This is a genomic window from Rhizobium sp. BK456, from assembly GCF_014194045.1.
Taxonomy (GTDB): domain Bacteria; phylum Pseudomonadota; class Alphaproteobacteria; order Rhizobiales; family Rhizobiaceae; genus Rhizobium; species Rhizobium redzepovicii.
In genome coordinates this window covers 225,264-240,705 of the sequence record NZ_JACIAO010000011.1, presented here as the reverse complement: position 1 = coordinate 240,705, position 15,442 = coordinate 225,264, and the positions used below count along the sequence as shown (strand labels likewise).

Sequence of the window (15,442 nt, the reverse complement as noted above, 5' to 3'; positions counted from 1 at the left end):
CTCAAACGGCAGTGCGCCTCTCGCAGCGACCCGCCTTGCTTGCCGTTTTTGTTCTGTTTCTGTTCTTTACATGCCGCAGCATATTTGCCAGCATCCGGCCGAGAGGAGAACGGGATATGCTCGACATTGCAATGCTCAATGAATTCGTCGTGGAGGCCAAGGCTGCGACCTATGTCGGCGGCGGTGTGCCGCGCGTGCCCTGCCGGCCGGGTGCCCACGATATCGGCTATGAGTGCGGCGACTGGCGCTATCTCGACAGCTACTTTGGCGGCACCGATTTCGCGGGACAGGAGGTTGTCTGGTTTGCCGGGGAGCCTGTCTGGGTGATGAATTATTTCGGCTGGATCGTTGTCCCTGAGCTCATCGACGGCGCTGCCGCCGGCGCGGTGATCAAGGCGGCACTTTCAGCCATGTATCAGCAGGGGCGCTTTCTCGACGGAATGGAATTCGATCATGCGTTCGGCCGCTACATCGATCACAGCGAAGGGAACTGCGAGCGGTTCAGCGGCAATGAATGCATCATGGTCGATGACCGGAAAGCCTATATGCTCGATTATCGCGGCGGGCTAGTCATCCCCTGACCTCAGTTTCAGAAATCGACGATCTTGCCATCCGAGATGGTCACACGCCGATCCATGCGGCGGGCGAGTTCGTGATTGTGGGTGGCGATGAGGGCCGCGAGGCCGGACTGGCGCACCAGCGCCTCCAGCGCATCGAAGACGTAGCTTGCCGTTTCCGGGTCGAGATTGCCGGTCGGCTCATCGGCAAGCAGCAGGGTCGGCGCATTGGCGACGGCCCGGGCGATCGCCACGCGCTGTTGCTCGCCGCCGGAGAGTTCGCCAGGGCGATGGGCGCCGCGGTGGCCGATGCGCATGTAATCGAGAAGCTGGCCGGCCCGCTCTCCGGCTTCCTTCCAGGACAGCCCGGCGATTAGCTGAGGCATCATGATGTTCTCAAGTGCGGAAAATTCCGGCAGCAGGTGGTGGAACTGGTAGACGAAGCCGATTTCGCTGCGGCGGATCGCGGTGCGTTTCTCATCGCTCAGGCCGTCACAGGCATGGCCGCTGATGTTGACTTCACCGCCGTCCGGATGCTCCAACAGGCCGGCGATATGCAGCAGGGTCGATTTGCCGGTGCCGGAGGGAGCGACGAGAGCGACGATCTCGCCCTTCGACATCGAAAAATCCGCGCCCTTCAGGATCGGCAGCAGCGTATCGCCCTGCCCGTAATGGCGCTCGACGCCGGTAAGCTTGAGAACGACGTTGCGTTTCATAAAGGCGGCATTCCTTATTCGTAGCGCAGGGCCTGCACCGGATCGAGCCTGGACGCGCGCCAGGCCGGAAAGATGGTCGCGATGAAGGAGAGCGTCAGCGCCATGATGACGATCGAGATCGTTTCGCTGAGCTGCATCTCGGCCGGCAGCTGACTGAGGAAATAGACCTGCGGATTGAAGATCACCGTGCCTGAAATCCAGGAGAAGAACTGACGGATGGATTCGATGTTGACGCAGACGAGAACGCCGAGCAGCACGCCGGCAACAGTGCCGACGATCCCGATCGCCGCCCCGGTCATGAAGAAGATGCGCATGATCGCGCCGGCGCTGGCGCCCATGGTGCGCAGAATGGCGATATCGCTGCTCTTGTCCTTCACCAGCATGATCAGGCCGGAGATGATGTTCAGAGCCGCGACAAGCACGATCAGCGTCAGGATCATGAACATGACGTTGCGCTCGACCTGCAGCGCCGAAAAGAAGGTCTGGTTGCGCTGGCGCCAGTCGGTGAGGTTGATCTGGCGGCCGGCCGCTTCCTCCACCTTGGGCCGCAGAGTGTCGATATCGTCGGGGTGATCGACGAAAAGCTCTATCGACTGCACCAGTCCCTCGGCATTGAAATAAAGCTGCGCTTCCTCGAGCGGCATGAAGATGATCGAAGAATCATATTCCGACATGCCGATCTCGAAGAGGCCGGAGATCTTATAGGACTTAACGCGCGGGCTGACGCCCATCGGTGTAATGTCACCATCCGGCGAGGTCAGAGTGATGAGGTCGCCGACGCTCAGGCCGAGCTGGTTGGCCATGCCGGTGCCGATCAGCACGCCCTGGCCGGAGGCAAAACCGACCATGTCGCCGGATTTGATGTTCCCGGAGATCGTCTTGAGCTTGGTCAGGTCCTCGGCGCGGGCGCCGCGCACCAGCGCGCCGGTGCTACCACCGGCCTGGGCGGAGGCGAGCACCTGGCCTTCCACCAAAGGCAGCGCCATCTTCACTCCCGGTACGGCAGCGAGCCTGCTGGAAAGGTCGGCATAATCGGTGAAGGGGCCATCGGACGGCTGGACGATCATATGGCCGTTGATGCCGAGGATGCGCGAGACGAGCTCGGTGCGGAAGCCGTTCATGACGGCCATGACGATGATCAGCGTCGCAACACCGAGCATGATGCCGACGAAAGAAAAGCCGGCGATCACTGAGATAAAAGCTTCCTTGCGGCGGGCGCGCAGGTAGCGCCACGCCACGAGGCGTTCGAAAGTGGAAAATGGCTTGCCAGCCGGACCCAAGCCGGATTTCGAACTCCGGTCCACTGCTGCCTCTGCCATTTCGCCTCCGTTTCCTTAAGCCACGAACCTGTTGATCGCCGCTTCGATGGTCATCGTTTCGCGGGCGCCAGTCTTGCGGTCCTTCACTTCGACCTCGCCGTTGGCGACCGCGCGCGGGCCGGCGATGATCTGGACGGGTACGCCGATCAGGTCGGCGGTCGCGAATTTCGTGCCGGCCCGGTCGTCGGTATCGTCGTAGAGCACATCCTTGCCGGCCTTGGTGAGCGCCGCATAGATCAGCTCGCAAGTATCGTCGCAGGCTTGATCGCCCGCCTTCATGTTGATCACCACGATATCGAAGGGCGCGACCGAGGCCGGCCAGATGATTCCGTTGTCGTCATGCGATGCTTCGATGATGGCGGGAACAAGGCGTGTCGGGCCGATACCGTAGGAACCCATGTGAACGAAGTGTTCCTTGCCGTCGGGGCCCTGCACTTTCGCGCCCATCGCCTCGGAATATTTCGTGCCGAAATAGAAGATGTGGCCGACCTCAATGCCGCGCGCCGACAGGCGCTCGCCTTCGGGGACGGCGTTGAAGGCCGCCTCGTCGTGCATTTCCGAAGTCGCCGCATAGAGCGAGGTCCACTTGTCGAAGATCGACTTCAGGCCCTCGACGCTGTCGAAATCAGTGCGGTCGTCGGGAATATCGAAGCCGACGAAATCCTTGTGACAGAAGACCTCGGATTCGCCGGTATCGGCGAGGATGATGAATTCGTGGCTGAGATTGCCGCCGATCGGGCCGGTATCGGCGCGCATCGGAATGGCGCGCAGGCCGAGCCGATCGAAGGTTCTGAGATAGGCGGCGAACATCTTGTTATAGGAATGCTCCGCCCCTTCGCGCGTCAGATCGAAGGAATAGGCATCCTTCATCATGAATTCGCGCGAGCGCATCGTGCCGAAGCGCGGACGGATCTCGTCGCGAAACTTCAGCTGGATGTGATAGAGATTGAGCGGCAGGTCCTTATAAGATTTGACCGAGGAGCGGAAAATATCCGTCACCATCTCCTCATTGGTGGGACCATAGAGCATCGGCCGATCCTGGCGGTCCTTGATGCGCAGCATCTCCTTGCCATAGGCGTCGTAGCGGCCGCTTTCCTGCCAGAGTTCGGCCGATTGCAGGGTCGGCATGGACAACTCGATTGCGCCGGCCCGGTTCTGCTCGTCGCGAATAATGGCGTTGACCTTGTCGAGCACGCGTTTGCCGAGCGGCAGCCAGGAATAGATGCCCTGCGACTGCTGGCGGATCATGCCGGCGCGCAGCATCAGCCGGTGGGAGACGATTTCCGCCTCCTTGGGGTTTTCCTTGAGGATGGGCATGAAATAGCGGGACAGACGCATGGCGGATTCCGAAGCAGTTGAGATCCCGCAGCAGGCGGAATCGAAAGACAATGGTTAATGTCGGGAGCGTTCATAGCCGCTTCGCGGCAGGAAGGAAACCCGCAACTGATGCCGGCAACCTCCCGCACGCGCATGTTCGGCCCCGCAAAATGACAGGGCATGAAAAAGCGCGTGTTTATAAGGACTTAAACGAAAATCTTGTCAACAGAAAAATTTTGCTAGAGTGTAGCAAAAATGCAAAAAAAGCTAATGACAAAGCCCAATGTTTGAGCTAGCTTTAGCTCACAAAACAGGCAGGAAGGATAAATTCTTGCCGAATTCGCGGTCAAGTCTTGGGAGGATCAGATCTTAGGCGCGCTCGTCGCTGCCCCGGCAACGGTTACAGATCACGCGATACTTAAAACAAGGCTTTTAGCCTTGTTTTTTTTTGGCTTTTCGGCTTCATCCGACCCCAAAAATCCAGCCAACTACCGTAAGGGAATGATGCTCATTCCGTAACGGCAGCTCTTTTGCCGCAACACCATGACGCTGGTATGACGAAGGTCGCTTTTTAATGATATACATATGCCCAAAGTTTGGGCAAAAGTTTGATCTTAATAGAAGCTCGGCCCGAGTTGTGGAAGGGCATCGAAGCCCCAGCCGAAATAGGTGTCGCAGACATACCAGGTGCCGTAGACCAGAGCCGAGATCAGCGTCGTCAGCGAAAAGGTGAAGACGGCACGAAAGCGGCTCGGCGCGCTTGGAACGGTGCCGAGCACGACATCATTGTCCTCGGCCTGGGTGCGCAGACCGATCGGCAGGACAGCGAAAAGCGTCATCCACCAAATGATGAAGTAGACGGCAAATCCCTGAAGAAATATCTGGAGCATTGGGGTTCCCGGTGGTGTCGCGCCGACAGACGTTCTGTCACTTTGAGCTAGGCGCCCTTATACGGCGGAATGGCAGCCAACTCAAAGCCGATGAAGCGCTTGGCCGCCTTGAGGGCATTCTGCCGCAGGCTTCACGCCTGTTCGAGTTCGATCAGCGTGCCGAAGAAATCCTTGGGATGCAGAAAAAGCACCGGCTTGCCATGCGCGCCGGTCTTCGGCTGGCCGTCGCCGAGCACCCTCGCCCCGGCCGCGACCAGCCGATCACGCGCAAGCAGGATATCGTCCACCTCATAACAGATGTGGTGCATGCCGCCGGACGGGTTCTTTTCGAGGAAGGCTGCGATCGGCGAGGTTTCCCCAAGCGGCTGCAGCAATTCGACCTTCGTGTTCGGCAATTCGACGAAGACGACGGTGACGCCGTGTTCCGGCAGAGCCTGCGGCTGCGATACGGCAGCACCCAGCGTGTCGCGATAGGCGGCCGTCGCCGCTTCCAGATCGGGAACGGCGATGGCGATGTGGTTTACCCGGCCAAGCATGGTCAGACCTTGGTGACGAAGGCGGTGACAATCGGCTTCTTGCCCCAGGCATGGTTGGCAGAGGCGCGGATAGCGCGGCGCACGGCCTCCTGCACCATGTCGATATCCTTGCGACGGGCGCGCGGAATGCTTTCGATAGCACTGATCGCCGCATCGAAGAGCGTATCTTCCATCTCTTCGCCCTCGTCGTCGTAGACAGGCAGGCCGATCGAAACGAGATCGGGATCACCGACGATGTCATAACGGGCGTCGAGCACGACGCTGACTGCGACATGGCCAACATAGGAGAGCTTCTTGCGCTCGCCGATCCCCATCTCGTCGAAATCGCCGATCAGCGAGCCGTCCTTGTAGATGCGGCCATGCGGCGCCTGGCCGATCACCTCGGCGGGGCCGGGTGCCAGCCGCAGAATGTCGCCGTTGCGCACCCTCGGCACGATGGCGATGCCGGATTGCTCGGCAAGTTCCTTATGCGCCGTCAGATGCGTCGCCTCACCATGCACCGGCACGACGATCTTCGGCCGCGTCCACTCATACATCCGCTGCAGCTCGTTGCGGCGGGGATGGCCGGAAACGTGAACCAGCGCCTCGGTATCGGTGATGATGTGTACGCCCTGCTCGACGAGGCCGTTCTTGATGTCCTGGATCGCCTTCTCGTTGCCGGGAATGGCGCGGGAGGAAAAGACGACGATATCGCCTGCCGCAAAGGCAACATTGCGCATCTCGTCGCGGGAGAGCTTGGCAAGCGCTGCCCGTGCCTCGCCCTGGCTGCCGGTCAGGATGACGACGACCTTATCGCGCGGGATGTAACCGTATTCTTCCTCGGAGATGAAGGGTTTCACGCCCTCCATCAGGCCGATATCCTGGGCGACGTCGACAACCCGCTTCAGCGAGCTGCCGAGCAGCAGCACTTCGCGGCCAGCCGCCTCGGCCGCCTCGGCGACGGTGCGGATGCGCCCGACATTCGACGAGAAGGTGGTGATCGCCACCCGGCCCTCGGCATCTTCGATGATCTTGCGCAGGCTTTCCGAGACATCCTTTTCGGAGGGCGAAACACCGTCGCGCAGCGCATTTGTGGAATCGCACATCAGCGCCAGCACGCCCTCGTCGCCGAGCTGGCGGAACCGCGTCTCATCGGTCAGGGGGCCAAGCGAGGGCTCGTGGTCGATCTTCCAGTCGCCGGTATGGATGACATTGCCGGCCGGCGTGCGGATCATCAGCGACATCGGCTCGGGGATCGAATGGTTGACGGCAACGCCTTCGATGCTGAAGGGGCCGACATTGATCGTGTCGCCCGCCTTGAACGGCGTCACCGGCACTTCGCCGATCCTGGCCTTTTCGAAATTGCGCTTGGCTTCGAGCAGACCAGCGGTAAAGCCCGAGGCATAGACCGGCACGTTCAGGCCCGGCCAGAGATCAGCGAGCGCGCCATAGTGGTCTTCATGCGCATGCGTGATGATGATCGCCTTGAGATTCTTGCGCTCACTGGCGAGGAAGCGGATATCGGGCAGCACGAGGTCGACGCCCGGCAGGTCGGGGCCGGGAAAGGTGACGCCGCAATCGACCATGATCCATTGGCGATGCTCGGGCGGGCCGTAGCCATAAAGAGCGAGATTCATGCCGATCTCGCCAACGCCGCCCAGAGGCAGGAATACCAACTCGTCCTGTTTCGCCATAATTTTCGTTTTTTCCGCTATCCAAAAAACACATCACCGGCAGCAATGGGCATTATCCTGCCAGTGCCGGTATCGAGCATCAACAAGCCATTATCATCAATTCCGGCGAATTGTCCGGAAATCGATCTGTCCGGCAAATTCACCGTGATCTTTTCGCCGATGCCGCAGGCGATCGCGCGCCAGAGTGCTGTGATCTCGGCGATGCCCCGGCCCTCGTCCCATTGATCAAGCACATCCGCCATCGCCGCGAAGAGATGGGCGAAGAGTTCTTCCGGCGACGCCGCACTTGCATGGTCACGCAGGCAAGTGACGGGATAGAGCGGATTATCCGGCATGACCGAAACATTGATTCCGATGCCGACGATCAGAGCGTAACGGCCGTCCGGTAGCCTCTCGCCTTCGACGAGAATGCCGCAGGTCTTCTTGCGGCCGATGAGGATGTCGTTCGGCCATTTGACCTCGAGCGGCTCGGCGCCCGGCGGCAGCACATGGCGGATCGCCTGGTGCACGGCAACGGCGACGGCAAGCGGCAGGGAACTCAGGCGCTCCATCGGCGCCGGATCGATCAGCAATAGAGAGGCGTAAAGATTGCCGCGTTCGGACACCCAGAGCCGGCCGCGGCGGCCGCGTCCGCCGGTCTGCCGTTCGGCCGTCACCCAGAGATTGCCGCCGTCGCCCGCCCGAGCCCGGGCAAGGCATTCGCTGTTGGTGGACGATGTTTCCGACAGAGCCTCGTGCCTGAAATCGCCGAGCGATATCCGGCGCCGTCCGTCGGAAGCCATCAAAAGAGCGTCGCGGCGGCCAGCTCTGCCGCGCCGCCGATCGGGCCGCCGATTAGGACATAGGCGGTGACGAAGAGGCCGGAGAGACCGAAGACCAGACGCAACGAACCGGAGACGCGGGCGAATTCGCCGGTCGCCTCATCGAACCACATCAGCTTGATGACGCGCAGATAATAGTAAGCGCCGACGACCGAGGCGAGAACGCCGATGATGGCAAGCGCATACAGCTTGGCTTCAATGGCAGCGACGAAGACGAAGTATTTGGCGAAGAAGCCGGCGAGCGGCGGAATGCCGGCAAGCGAGAACATCAGCGCCGTCAGCACCACCGCCATGAACGGGTTGGTGGTGGAGAGGCCGGCGAGATCGTTGACCTCCTCGACCACGGTGCCGTCCTTGCGGCGCATCGACATGATGATCGCAAAGGTACCGAGGGTCATGACCATATAGATGACCATGTAGAGCATGACACCGGAAACACCGGTCTGATTGCCGGCGGCAAGGCCGACCAGCGCATAGCCCATGTGGCCGATCGAGGAATAGGCCATCAGCCGCTTGATGTTCTTCTGGCCGATCGCGGCAAAGGAGCCGAGCAGCATCGAAGCGATCGAGATGAAGACGACGACCTGCTGCCAGTCGGCCAGAACCGGCTGGAAGGCAGTGATGACGATGCGGGTCATCATTGCCATGGCGGCAACCTTGGGGGCTGCGGCCAGGAAGGCGGTGACCGGCGTCGGCGCGCCTTCATAAACATCCGGCGTCCACATATGGAAGGGAACGGCGGAGATCTTGAAAGCGATGCCGGCGAGGATGAAGACCAGGCCGAAGATCAGACCGAGCGAACGCGCACCCTCGACCGAAAGCGCCTGGGCGATCTCGGAGAAGTGGGTGTGGCCGGTAAAACCGTAGACCAGCGACATGCCGTAGAGCAGCATGCCGGAGGAAAGCGCGCCGAGGACGAAATATTTCAGACCGGCTTCGGTCGACTTCAGGCTGTCGCGGTTGATCGCGGCAACGACATAGAGCGCCAGCGACTGCAGTTCCAGCGCCAGATAGAGCGAGATCAGGTCGTTGGCCGAGATCATCAGCAGGATGCCGAGGGTCGCCAGCACCAGCAGAACCGGGAACTCGAACTTGTCGAGCTGATTTTCCCTGGCATGGCCCATCGTCATGAACAGGGCAACCAGTGAACCGATGAGCGCTACCAGCTTCATGAAGCGCGAGAAGCCGTCGGCCATGTAGACGCCGCCATAGGCAAGGCCTTCCGCCGGCACGAAGAGCAGCCACAGACCGGCGGCGAGCAGCAGGACGATGGCGAGGCCGGTGACGACGAGGCCAGACCGCTCGCCTGAGAAGACGCCGACCATCAACAGGACAAGGGCGCCGACCGCGAGGATGAGCTCCGGCGCGGAAAGATGCAGACTGAGGAGAATTGTTTCAGCGGTCATGTCCGATAAGTCCCGTCATCAATTCATAGACAGCGCAATATTCTGCGCTGCGTGCACGGCGGCCGTGTAGTTGTTGACCAGCAGATCCACCGAGGCGGCCGTCGCATCGAAGACCGGGGCCGGGTAAACGCCGAAGAAGATGGTCAGTGCGACCAGCGGGTAGAGGATCAGCTGTTCGCGTCTGGAGAGATCGAGCAGCGCCTTCAGCTTTTCCTTCTCGAGCGCGCCGAAGATCACCCGGCGATAAAGCCAGAGCGCATAGGCGGCCGAAAGGATGACGCCGGTGGCGGCAAAGAGCGCGACCCAGGTGTTGACCCGGAAGACACCCAGCAGCGTCAGGAATTCACCGATGAAGCCCGATGTGCCGGGAAGCCCGACGTTGGCCATGGTGAAGACCATCATGGCGACGGCATACTTCGGCATGTTGTTGACGAGGCCGCCATAGGCGTTGATCTCCCGGGTGTGGGTGCGGTCGTAGACGACGCCGACGCAGAGGAAGAGCGCGCCGGAGACGATGCCGTGTGAGAGCATCTGGAAGATCGAGCCCTGAACACCCTGCATGTTGGCGGCGAAAATGCCCATGGTGACATAGCCCATGTGCGCCACCGAGGAATAGGCGATCAGCTTCTTGATGTCGTCCTGCATCATCGCCACCAGCGAGGTGTAGATGATGGCGATGACCGACAGCGCGAAGACGAACGGCGCGAAATAATCGGATGCGACCGGGAACATGCCGAGCGAAAAGCGGATCAGACCGTAGCCGCCGAGCTTCAAGAGCACGCCGGCCAGGATCACCGAGCCCGCCGTCGGCGCCTGAACGTGCGCATCGGGAAGCCAAGTATGAACCGGCCACATCGGCATCTTCACCGCAAAGGAGGCGAAGAAGGCAAGCCATAACCAGGTCTGCAGCGCCGGCGGGAACTTATAGGCGAGCAGCGCGGTAATGTCGGTCGTGCCGGCCTGCCAGTACATCGCCATGATGGCGAGCAGCATCAGCACCGAGCCGAGCAGCGTATAAAGGAAGAACTTGTAGCTCGCATAGACACGGTCCTTGCCGCCCCAGACGCCGATAATCAGGAACATCGGAATGAGGCCCGCCTCGAAGAAGACGTAGAACAGCACGATATCGAGCGAGACGAAGACGCCGACCATCATCGTTTCCAGGATGAGGAAAGCGATCATGTATTCCTTCAGGCGCTTCTCGATCGAAAGCCAGCTCGCCAGCACGCAGAAGGGCATGAGGAAGGTAGACAGAATGATGAACAGCATGGAGATGCCGTCGGTGCCGACATGATAGCCGATGCCGGTGCCGAGCCAGTCATGCTTCTCGACCATCTGGAAGCCCGGATTGGCATTGTCGAAGCCGATCCAGATGAAGAGCGAGACGACGAAGGTGAAGACGGTGGTGATCAGCGAGATCCACAGCACGTTCTTCCGGCCGCTCGCGCTCTCGCCGTTCATCAAGAGCAGGAGCACCACGCCGACGAGCGGCAGGAAGGTGACCGTTGTAAGAATAGGCCAATCGGTCATCAGAAGGAACTCCCGAGCATCATCCAGGTAACAAGCGCCGCAATGCCGATCAGCATGGCGAAGGCGTAGTGATAGAGGTAACCGGTCTGCAGGCGGACGACGCGGTCGGTGACGGCGACGACCCGGGCGGCCACGCCGTTCGGGCCGTAGGTGTCGATGACGCCGACATCACCCTTCTTCCACAGGAAGCGGCCAAGCGCCTTGGCGGTGCGGACGAAGAGGAAATCGTAGAGTTCGTCGAAGTACCACTTGTTCAACAGGAACTGATAGAGAACCCGGTGCTGCCTGGCGAGGGTGCGCGGCGTCTGCGGCGAACGGATATACATGTACCAGGCAAGGGCGAAGCCGAGCAGCATGGCGATGAAGGGGCTCAGGCCCACGAGCGCCGGCACGTGATGGAACTGTTCGACGAGTTCGTTCTCGGCGCCGGTGAAGAGCGCGCCCTTCCAGAACTCGGCATATTCCTCGCCGTAGAAGCGACCTTCGAAGATCACGCCGGCAAGCACAGCGCCGATCGCGAGGAGATAGAGCGGCACCAGCATGACCTGCGGCGATTCATGAACGTGGTGCATCACTTCGTGCGAAGCGCGCGGCTTGCCGAAGAAGGTCATGAAGATCAGGCGCCAGGAGTAGAAGCTCGTAAACAGAGCCGCGATGACCAGCAGCGAGAAGGCAAAGCCTGCGACCGGCGAATGCGAAGCATAGGTCGCCTCGATGATCACGTCCTTGGAGAAGAAGCCGGCAAAGCCGATCGGCGTGAAGGGAATGCCGACACCGGTAATCGCCAGCGTGCCGATGATCATCAGGCCGCCTGTAACTTTGATATGCGGCCAAAGCCCGCCCATGTAGCGCATGTCCTGCTCGCCATCGACGGCATGGATGACTGAGCCGGCGCAGAGGAAAAGCAGCGCCTTGAAGAAGGCGTGCGTGAACAGATGGAAGATTGCCGCGCCGTAGGCCCCGACCCCGAGCGCCACGAACATGTAGCCGAGCTGCGAGCAGGTCGAATAGGCGATGACGCGCTTGATGTCGTTCTGCACCAGGCCGACCGTCGCCGCGAAGAAGGCGGTGATCGCGCCGATCACCGTGACGACGACGAGTGCGTCCGGCGACAGTTCGAAGAGCGGCGACATGCGGGCGACGAGGAAGACGCCGGCGGTGACCATGGTGGCGGCATGGATGAGGGCCGAGACCGGGGTCGGGCCTTCCATGGCATCAGGGAGCCAGGTGTGCAGCAGGAACTGCGCCGACTTGCCCATGGCGCCCATGAATAGCAGCAGGCAGACGCCGGTCAGCGCATGCGCCTTGTCGAGCTGCATGCCGAAGAGGTTGAGGATCACTTCGCTCGCCTCGCCGCCGCCTTCATGCGGGGCGAAGTTCGAGGCATTGGCGAAAATCGTGTCGAAGTTGATCGAACCGAACAGCACGAAGACGCCGGCAATGCCGAGCACGAAGCCGAAGTCGCCGACGCGGTTGACGATGAAGGCCTTCATCGCCGCAGCCGTTGCCGACGGCTTCTTGAACCAGAAGCCGATCAGCAGATAGGAGGCAAGACCGACGCCTTCCCAGCCGAAAAACATCTGCGCCAGGTTGTCGGCCGTCACCAGCATCAGCATGGCGAAGGTGAAGAGCGAGAGATAGGCGAAGAAGCGCGGGCGATGCGGATCGGTGTGCATGTAGCCGATCGAATAGACGTGAACCAGCGTCGAGACCGTGTTGACGACGATCAGCATGACGGAGGTCAGCGTATCCACGCGCAGCGACCAGGAGACGTCGATGCCGCCGGACTGGATCCAGCGCAGCACCTCGACCTTGATCGGGCCGCCTTCGCCGTGGCCCATGCCGACGGTGAAGAAGACGTACCAGGAGAGGATGGCGGCGATGATCATCAGGCCGCTGGTGACATATTCCGAAGCCTTGGCGCCGATGGCGCGGCCGAACAGGCCGGCGACGATCGCACCGATCAAGGGAAGAAAGACGATAGCCTTATAGAGGAACATGAGCCACTCAGCCCTTCATCATATTGACGTCTTCGACCGCGATCGAGCCGCGGTTGCGGTAGAAGACAACGAGAATTGCAAGACCGATCGCCGCTTCGGCAGCCGCCACCGTCAGGATGAACAGCGCGAAAACCTGGCCGACGATGTCGTTCAGGAAGGAGGAGAAGGCGACCATGTTGATGTTGACGGAAAGCAGGATCAGTTCGACCGACATCAGGATGACGATGACGTTCTTCCGGTTCAGGAAGAAGCCGAACACCCCGAGCGTGAAGAGGATGGCGCTGACCGTCAGGTAGTGGGAAAGTCCGATGACCATGTTCTTTGTTCCTTGACCTGCCTTAGACGCCCTGCCCGGGCTTGACCGACACCACCTCGACGGCGGTGGCGGGCGTGCGGGCAACCTGCCTCGGGATATTCTGACGCTTGATGTTGGTGCGGTGCCTCAGCGTCAGCACGATGGCGCCGATCATCGCGACCAGCAGCACCAGACCGGCGATCTCGAAGAAATAGACGTAGTTGGTGTAAAGCACGTCGCCGAGAGCAGCCGTATTCGTGCGCTCGCTGAGCGCCGGGATCGGCATGGCGACGGATTTGGCGATCTCAGGCGAGATGACGCTGCCGCCGATGACGACGATCAGCTCGGCTGCGAGAATGATCCCGATCAGGCCGCCGATCGGCGCATATTCGAGAACCCCTGCCCTGAGCTCGGTGAAGTCGATATCGAGCATCATCACCACGAAGAGGAAGAGCACGGCGACGGCGCCGACATAGACGACCAGCAGGATCATCGCGAGGAATTCGGCACCGAGCAGCAGGAAGAGGCCGGCCGCGTTGAAGAACACCAGGATCAGGAACAGAACCGAGTGAACCGGGTTCTTCGCCCAGATGACCATGAACGCCGACGCCACCGCGACAAAGGCGAAAAGATAGAAAAATAGAGCCTGCAGACCCATGTTGGTGCCTTTTTCATCTTCCCCCGGGCAGCCGGGAGTTTTTCTGCCCGATAGAGTTTGCGCGGCTGACCGGCAAAGCTCCTGTGCATATTGACCGCGACCGGAGCAGCAAAGCTCCCTTGCGGCATTTCAAAACTCGATCAGCGGTACGGCGAGTCGATCGCGATATTGCGGGCGATTTCGCGCTCCCAACGGTCTCCGTTGTCGAGAAGGCGCGCCTTGTCGAAATAGAGCTCTTCGCGGGTTTCCGTCGCAAATTCGAAATTCGGCCCTTCGACGATCGCATCGACGGGGCAGGCTTCCTGGCAGAAGCCGCAATAGATGCACTTCACCATGTCGATGTCGTAGCGCACCGTGCGGCGGGTGCCGTCGTTGCGGCGCGGACCGGCCTCGATGGTGATGGCCTGGGCAGGACAGATCGCCTCGCAAAGTTTGCAGGCGATGCAGCGTTCCTCGCCGTTCGGATAGCGGCGCAGCGCATGCTCACCACGGAAACGCGGGGAAACCGGTCCCTTTTCGAAGGGATAGTTGATCGTCGCCTTCTGGCGGAAGAAATAGCGCATCGACAGAAAGAACGCGCCGAAGAATTCCTTGAGGAACAGCGAGCTGATGGAGCTGGACAAGCTTCCCATCTTCAACCTCCAATTTTGCCGGAAACGAGAGAGGGCGTCATCATGCCCATCCCATCAGCTTCAGCACGAATGCAACGATGATGACCATGGCGAGCGACAGCGGCAGGAAAACCTTCCAGCCGAGGCGCATGAGCTGGTCGTAGCGATAGCGCGGGACGAAAGCCTTGACCATCGCGAACATGAAGAACACGAAGCAGGCCTTCAGCATGAACCAGATGATGCCCGGGACCCAGTTGAGGATCCAGATGTCGACCGGAGGCAGCCAGCCGCCGAGGAAGAGGATCGTCGTCAGCGAGCACATCAGGCAGACGGCCGCATATTCGCCGAGCATGAACATCATGTATGGCGAGGAGCCGTATTCGACCATGAAGCCGGCAACGAGTTCCGATTCGGCTTCCGGAAGGTCGAAGGGCGGACGGTTCGTTTCGGCGAGCGCCGAAATGAAGAAGATGATGAACATCGGGAAGAGGGACAGCCAGTGCCAGTCGAGGAACGACGCCGGCAGGCCGAGCATGGTGCCGAGGCCGGTATGCTGCGCATTGACGATATCGGTCAGGTTCAGCGAACCGACGCAGAGAAGCACGGTGACGATGACGAAGCCGATCGAGACTTCATAGGACACCATCTGTGCGGCCGAACGCAGCGCGCCGAGGAACGGATACTTCGAGTTCGAAGCCCAGCCGCCCATGATGATGCCGTAGACCTCGAGCGAGGAAATCGCGAAGATGTAGAGGATGCCGACATTGATATTGGCAATCACCCAGCCGTCGGCAAGCGGCACCACCGCCCAAGTGGACAGTGCCAGAAGCACCGTCACCAGCGGGGCAAGCAGGAACACCGCCTTGTTGGCGCCGGCCGGAATGATCGGCTCCTTGAAGACGAATTTCAGAAGGTCGGCGAAAGACTGGAAAAGGCCGAAGGGGCCGACGACGTTCGGGCCGCGGCGCAGCTGCACGGCCGCCCAGATCTTGCGGTCGGCGAGCAGAACATAGGCGATGAAGACGAGCAGGCAGACCAGAAGCAGCAGCGACTGACCGATCATGATGATCGCCGGCAAGACATAGGTCGAAAAGAAAGAATCCATAGTCCCCT

At 60.6% G+C, this 15,442-nt stretch carries 15 protein-coding genes; 1 reads left to right on the top strand and 14 read right to left on the bottom strand.

Features of this window, described 5'->3' with window-relative positions; genetic code table 11:
- Nucleotides 1-116 precede the first annotated feature (116 nt).
- Entirely contained in the window at nt 117-581 is a 465-nt protein-coding gene (locus FHX03_RS27400) for a DUF5680 domain-containing protein (RefSeq protein WP_183856359.1), read from the top strand.
- An 8-nt stretch (nt 582-589) separates the two neighbouring features.
- Here the strand turns inward: FHX03_RS27400 and FHX03_RS27395 are convergent, their stop codons facing one another.
- The 14 genes from FHX03_RS27395 to nuoH all read right to left on the bottom strand — a co-directional run bounded on the left by FHX03_RS27395 (nt 590) and on the right by nuoH (nt 15,434).
- Nucleotides 590-1,273 (bottom strand): ABC transporter ATP-binding protein, encoded by a 684-nt coding sequence (locus FHX03_RS27395; RefSeq protein ID WP_097627223.1) that lies wholly within the window; start codon nt 1,271-1,273, stop codon nt 590-592.
- Nucleotides 1,274-1,287: 14 nt separating this feature from the next.
- On the bottom strand, nt 1,288-2,592 hold the full coding sequence (locus tag FHX03_RS27390; RefSeq protein WP_097627221.1) for a lipoprotein-releasing ABC transporter permease subunit: 1,305 nt from the start codon (nt 2,590-2,592) through the stop codon (nt 1,288-1,290).
- 15 nt (nt 2,593-2,607) lie between these two features.
- The gene (gene proS / locus FHX03_RS27385) at nt 2,608-3,930 is read right to left on the bottom strand and encodes a proline--tRNA ligase (protein WP_064838076.1); all 1,323 of its coding nucleotides are present in this window, start codon (nt 3,928-3,930) and stop codon (nt 2,608-2,610) included.
- Nucleotides 3,931-4,523: 593 nt separating this feature from the next.
- Entirely contained in the window at nt 4,524-4,799 is a 276-nt protein-coding gene (locus tag FHX03_RS27380; protein ID WP_097627219.1) for a DUF1467 family protein, read from the bottom strand.
- Between the two features lie 131 nt (nt 4,800-4,930).
- Nucleotides 4,931-5,335, bottom strand: coding sequence for a methylmalonyl-CoA epimerase (mce, locus tag FHX03_RS27375; protein ID WP_097627217.1), 405 nt, complete (start codon nt 5,333-5,335; stop codon nt 4,931-4,933).
- A gap of 2 nt (nt 5,336-5,337) precedes the next feature.
- Entirely contained in the window at nt 5,338-7,008 is a 1,671-nt protein-coding gene (locus tag FHX03_RS27370; protein ID WP_097627215.1) for a ribonuclease J, read from the bottom strand.
- Between the two features lie 17 nt (nt 7,009-7,025).
- Nucleotides 7,026-7,790: a biotin--[acetyl-CoA-carboxylase] ligase gene (locus FHX03_RS27365; RefSeq protein ID WP_097627213.1), complete on the bottom strand. Its 765-nt coding sequence runs from the start codon at nt 7,788-7,790 to the stop codon at nt 7,026-7,028.
- The gene (nuoN, locus tag FHX03_RS27360) at nt 7,790-9,235 is read right to left on the bottom strand and encodes an NADH-quinone oxidoreductase subunit NuoN (protein ID WP_003587266.1); all 1,446 of its coding nucleotides are present in this window, start codon (nt 9,233-9,235) and stop codon (nt 7,790-7,792) included. Before nuoN ends, FHX03_RS27365 begins: the two co-directional genes overlap by 1 nt.
- Before the next feature lie 18 nt (nt 9,236-9,253).
- Nucleotides 9,254-10,765, bottom strand: a complete 1,512-nt coding sequence (locus FHX03_RS27355; protein ID WP_097627212.1) for an NADH-quinone oxidoreductase subunit M — start codon at nt 10,763-10,765, stop codon at nt 9,254-9,256.
- A complete protein-coding gene (gene nuoL / locus FHX03_RS27350; protein WP_097627210.1) occupies nt 10,765-12,765 on the bottom strand; it encodes an NADH-quinone oxidoreductase subunit L in 2,001 nt (666 codons plus the stop codon). The genes FHX03_RS27355 and nuoL overlap by 1 nt, the downstream gene beginning before the upstream one ends.
- A 7-nt stretch (nt 12,766-12,772) precedes the next feature.
- Complete coding sequence (gene nuoK, locus FHX03_RS27345) at nt 12,773-13,081, bottom strand: NADH-quinone oxidoreductase subunit NuoK (protein WP_183856357.1); 309 nt, start codon at nt 13,079-13,081, stop codon at nt 12,773-12,775.
- Nucleotides 13,082-13,103: 22 nt separating this feature from the next.
- The gene (locus FHX03_RS27340) at nt 13,104-13,718 is read right to left on the bottom strand and encodes an NADH-quinone oxidoreductase subunit J (RefSeq protein WP_003573901.1); all 615 of its coding nucleotides are present in this window, start codon (nt 13,716-13,718) and stop codon (nt 13,104-13,106) included.
- 140 nt (nt 13,719-13,858) lie between these two features.
- The gene (nuoI, locus tag FHX03_RS27335; RefSeq protein ID WP_003587270.1) at nt 13,859-14,350 is read right to left on the bottom strand and encodes an NADH-quinone oxidoreductase subunit NuoI; all 492 of its coding nucleotides are present in this window, start codon (nt 14,348-14,350) and stop codon (nt 13,859-13,861) included.
- Nucleotides 14,351-14,390: 40 nt separating this feature from the next.
- On the bottom strand, nt 14,391-15,434 hold the full coding sequence (gene nuoH, locus FHX03_RS27330) for an NADH-quinone oxidoreductase subunit NuoH (protein ID WP_003587271.1): 1,044 nt from the start codon (nt 15,432-15,434) through the stop codon (nt 14,391-14,393).
- Between the last annotated feature and the right edge of the window lie 8 nt (nt 15,435-15,442).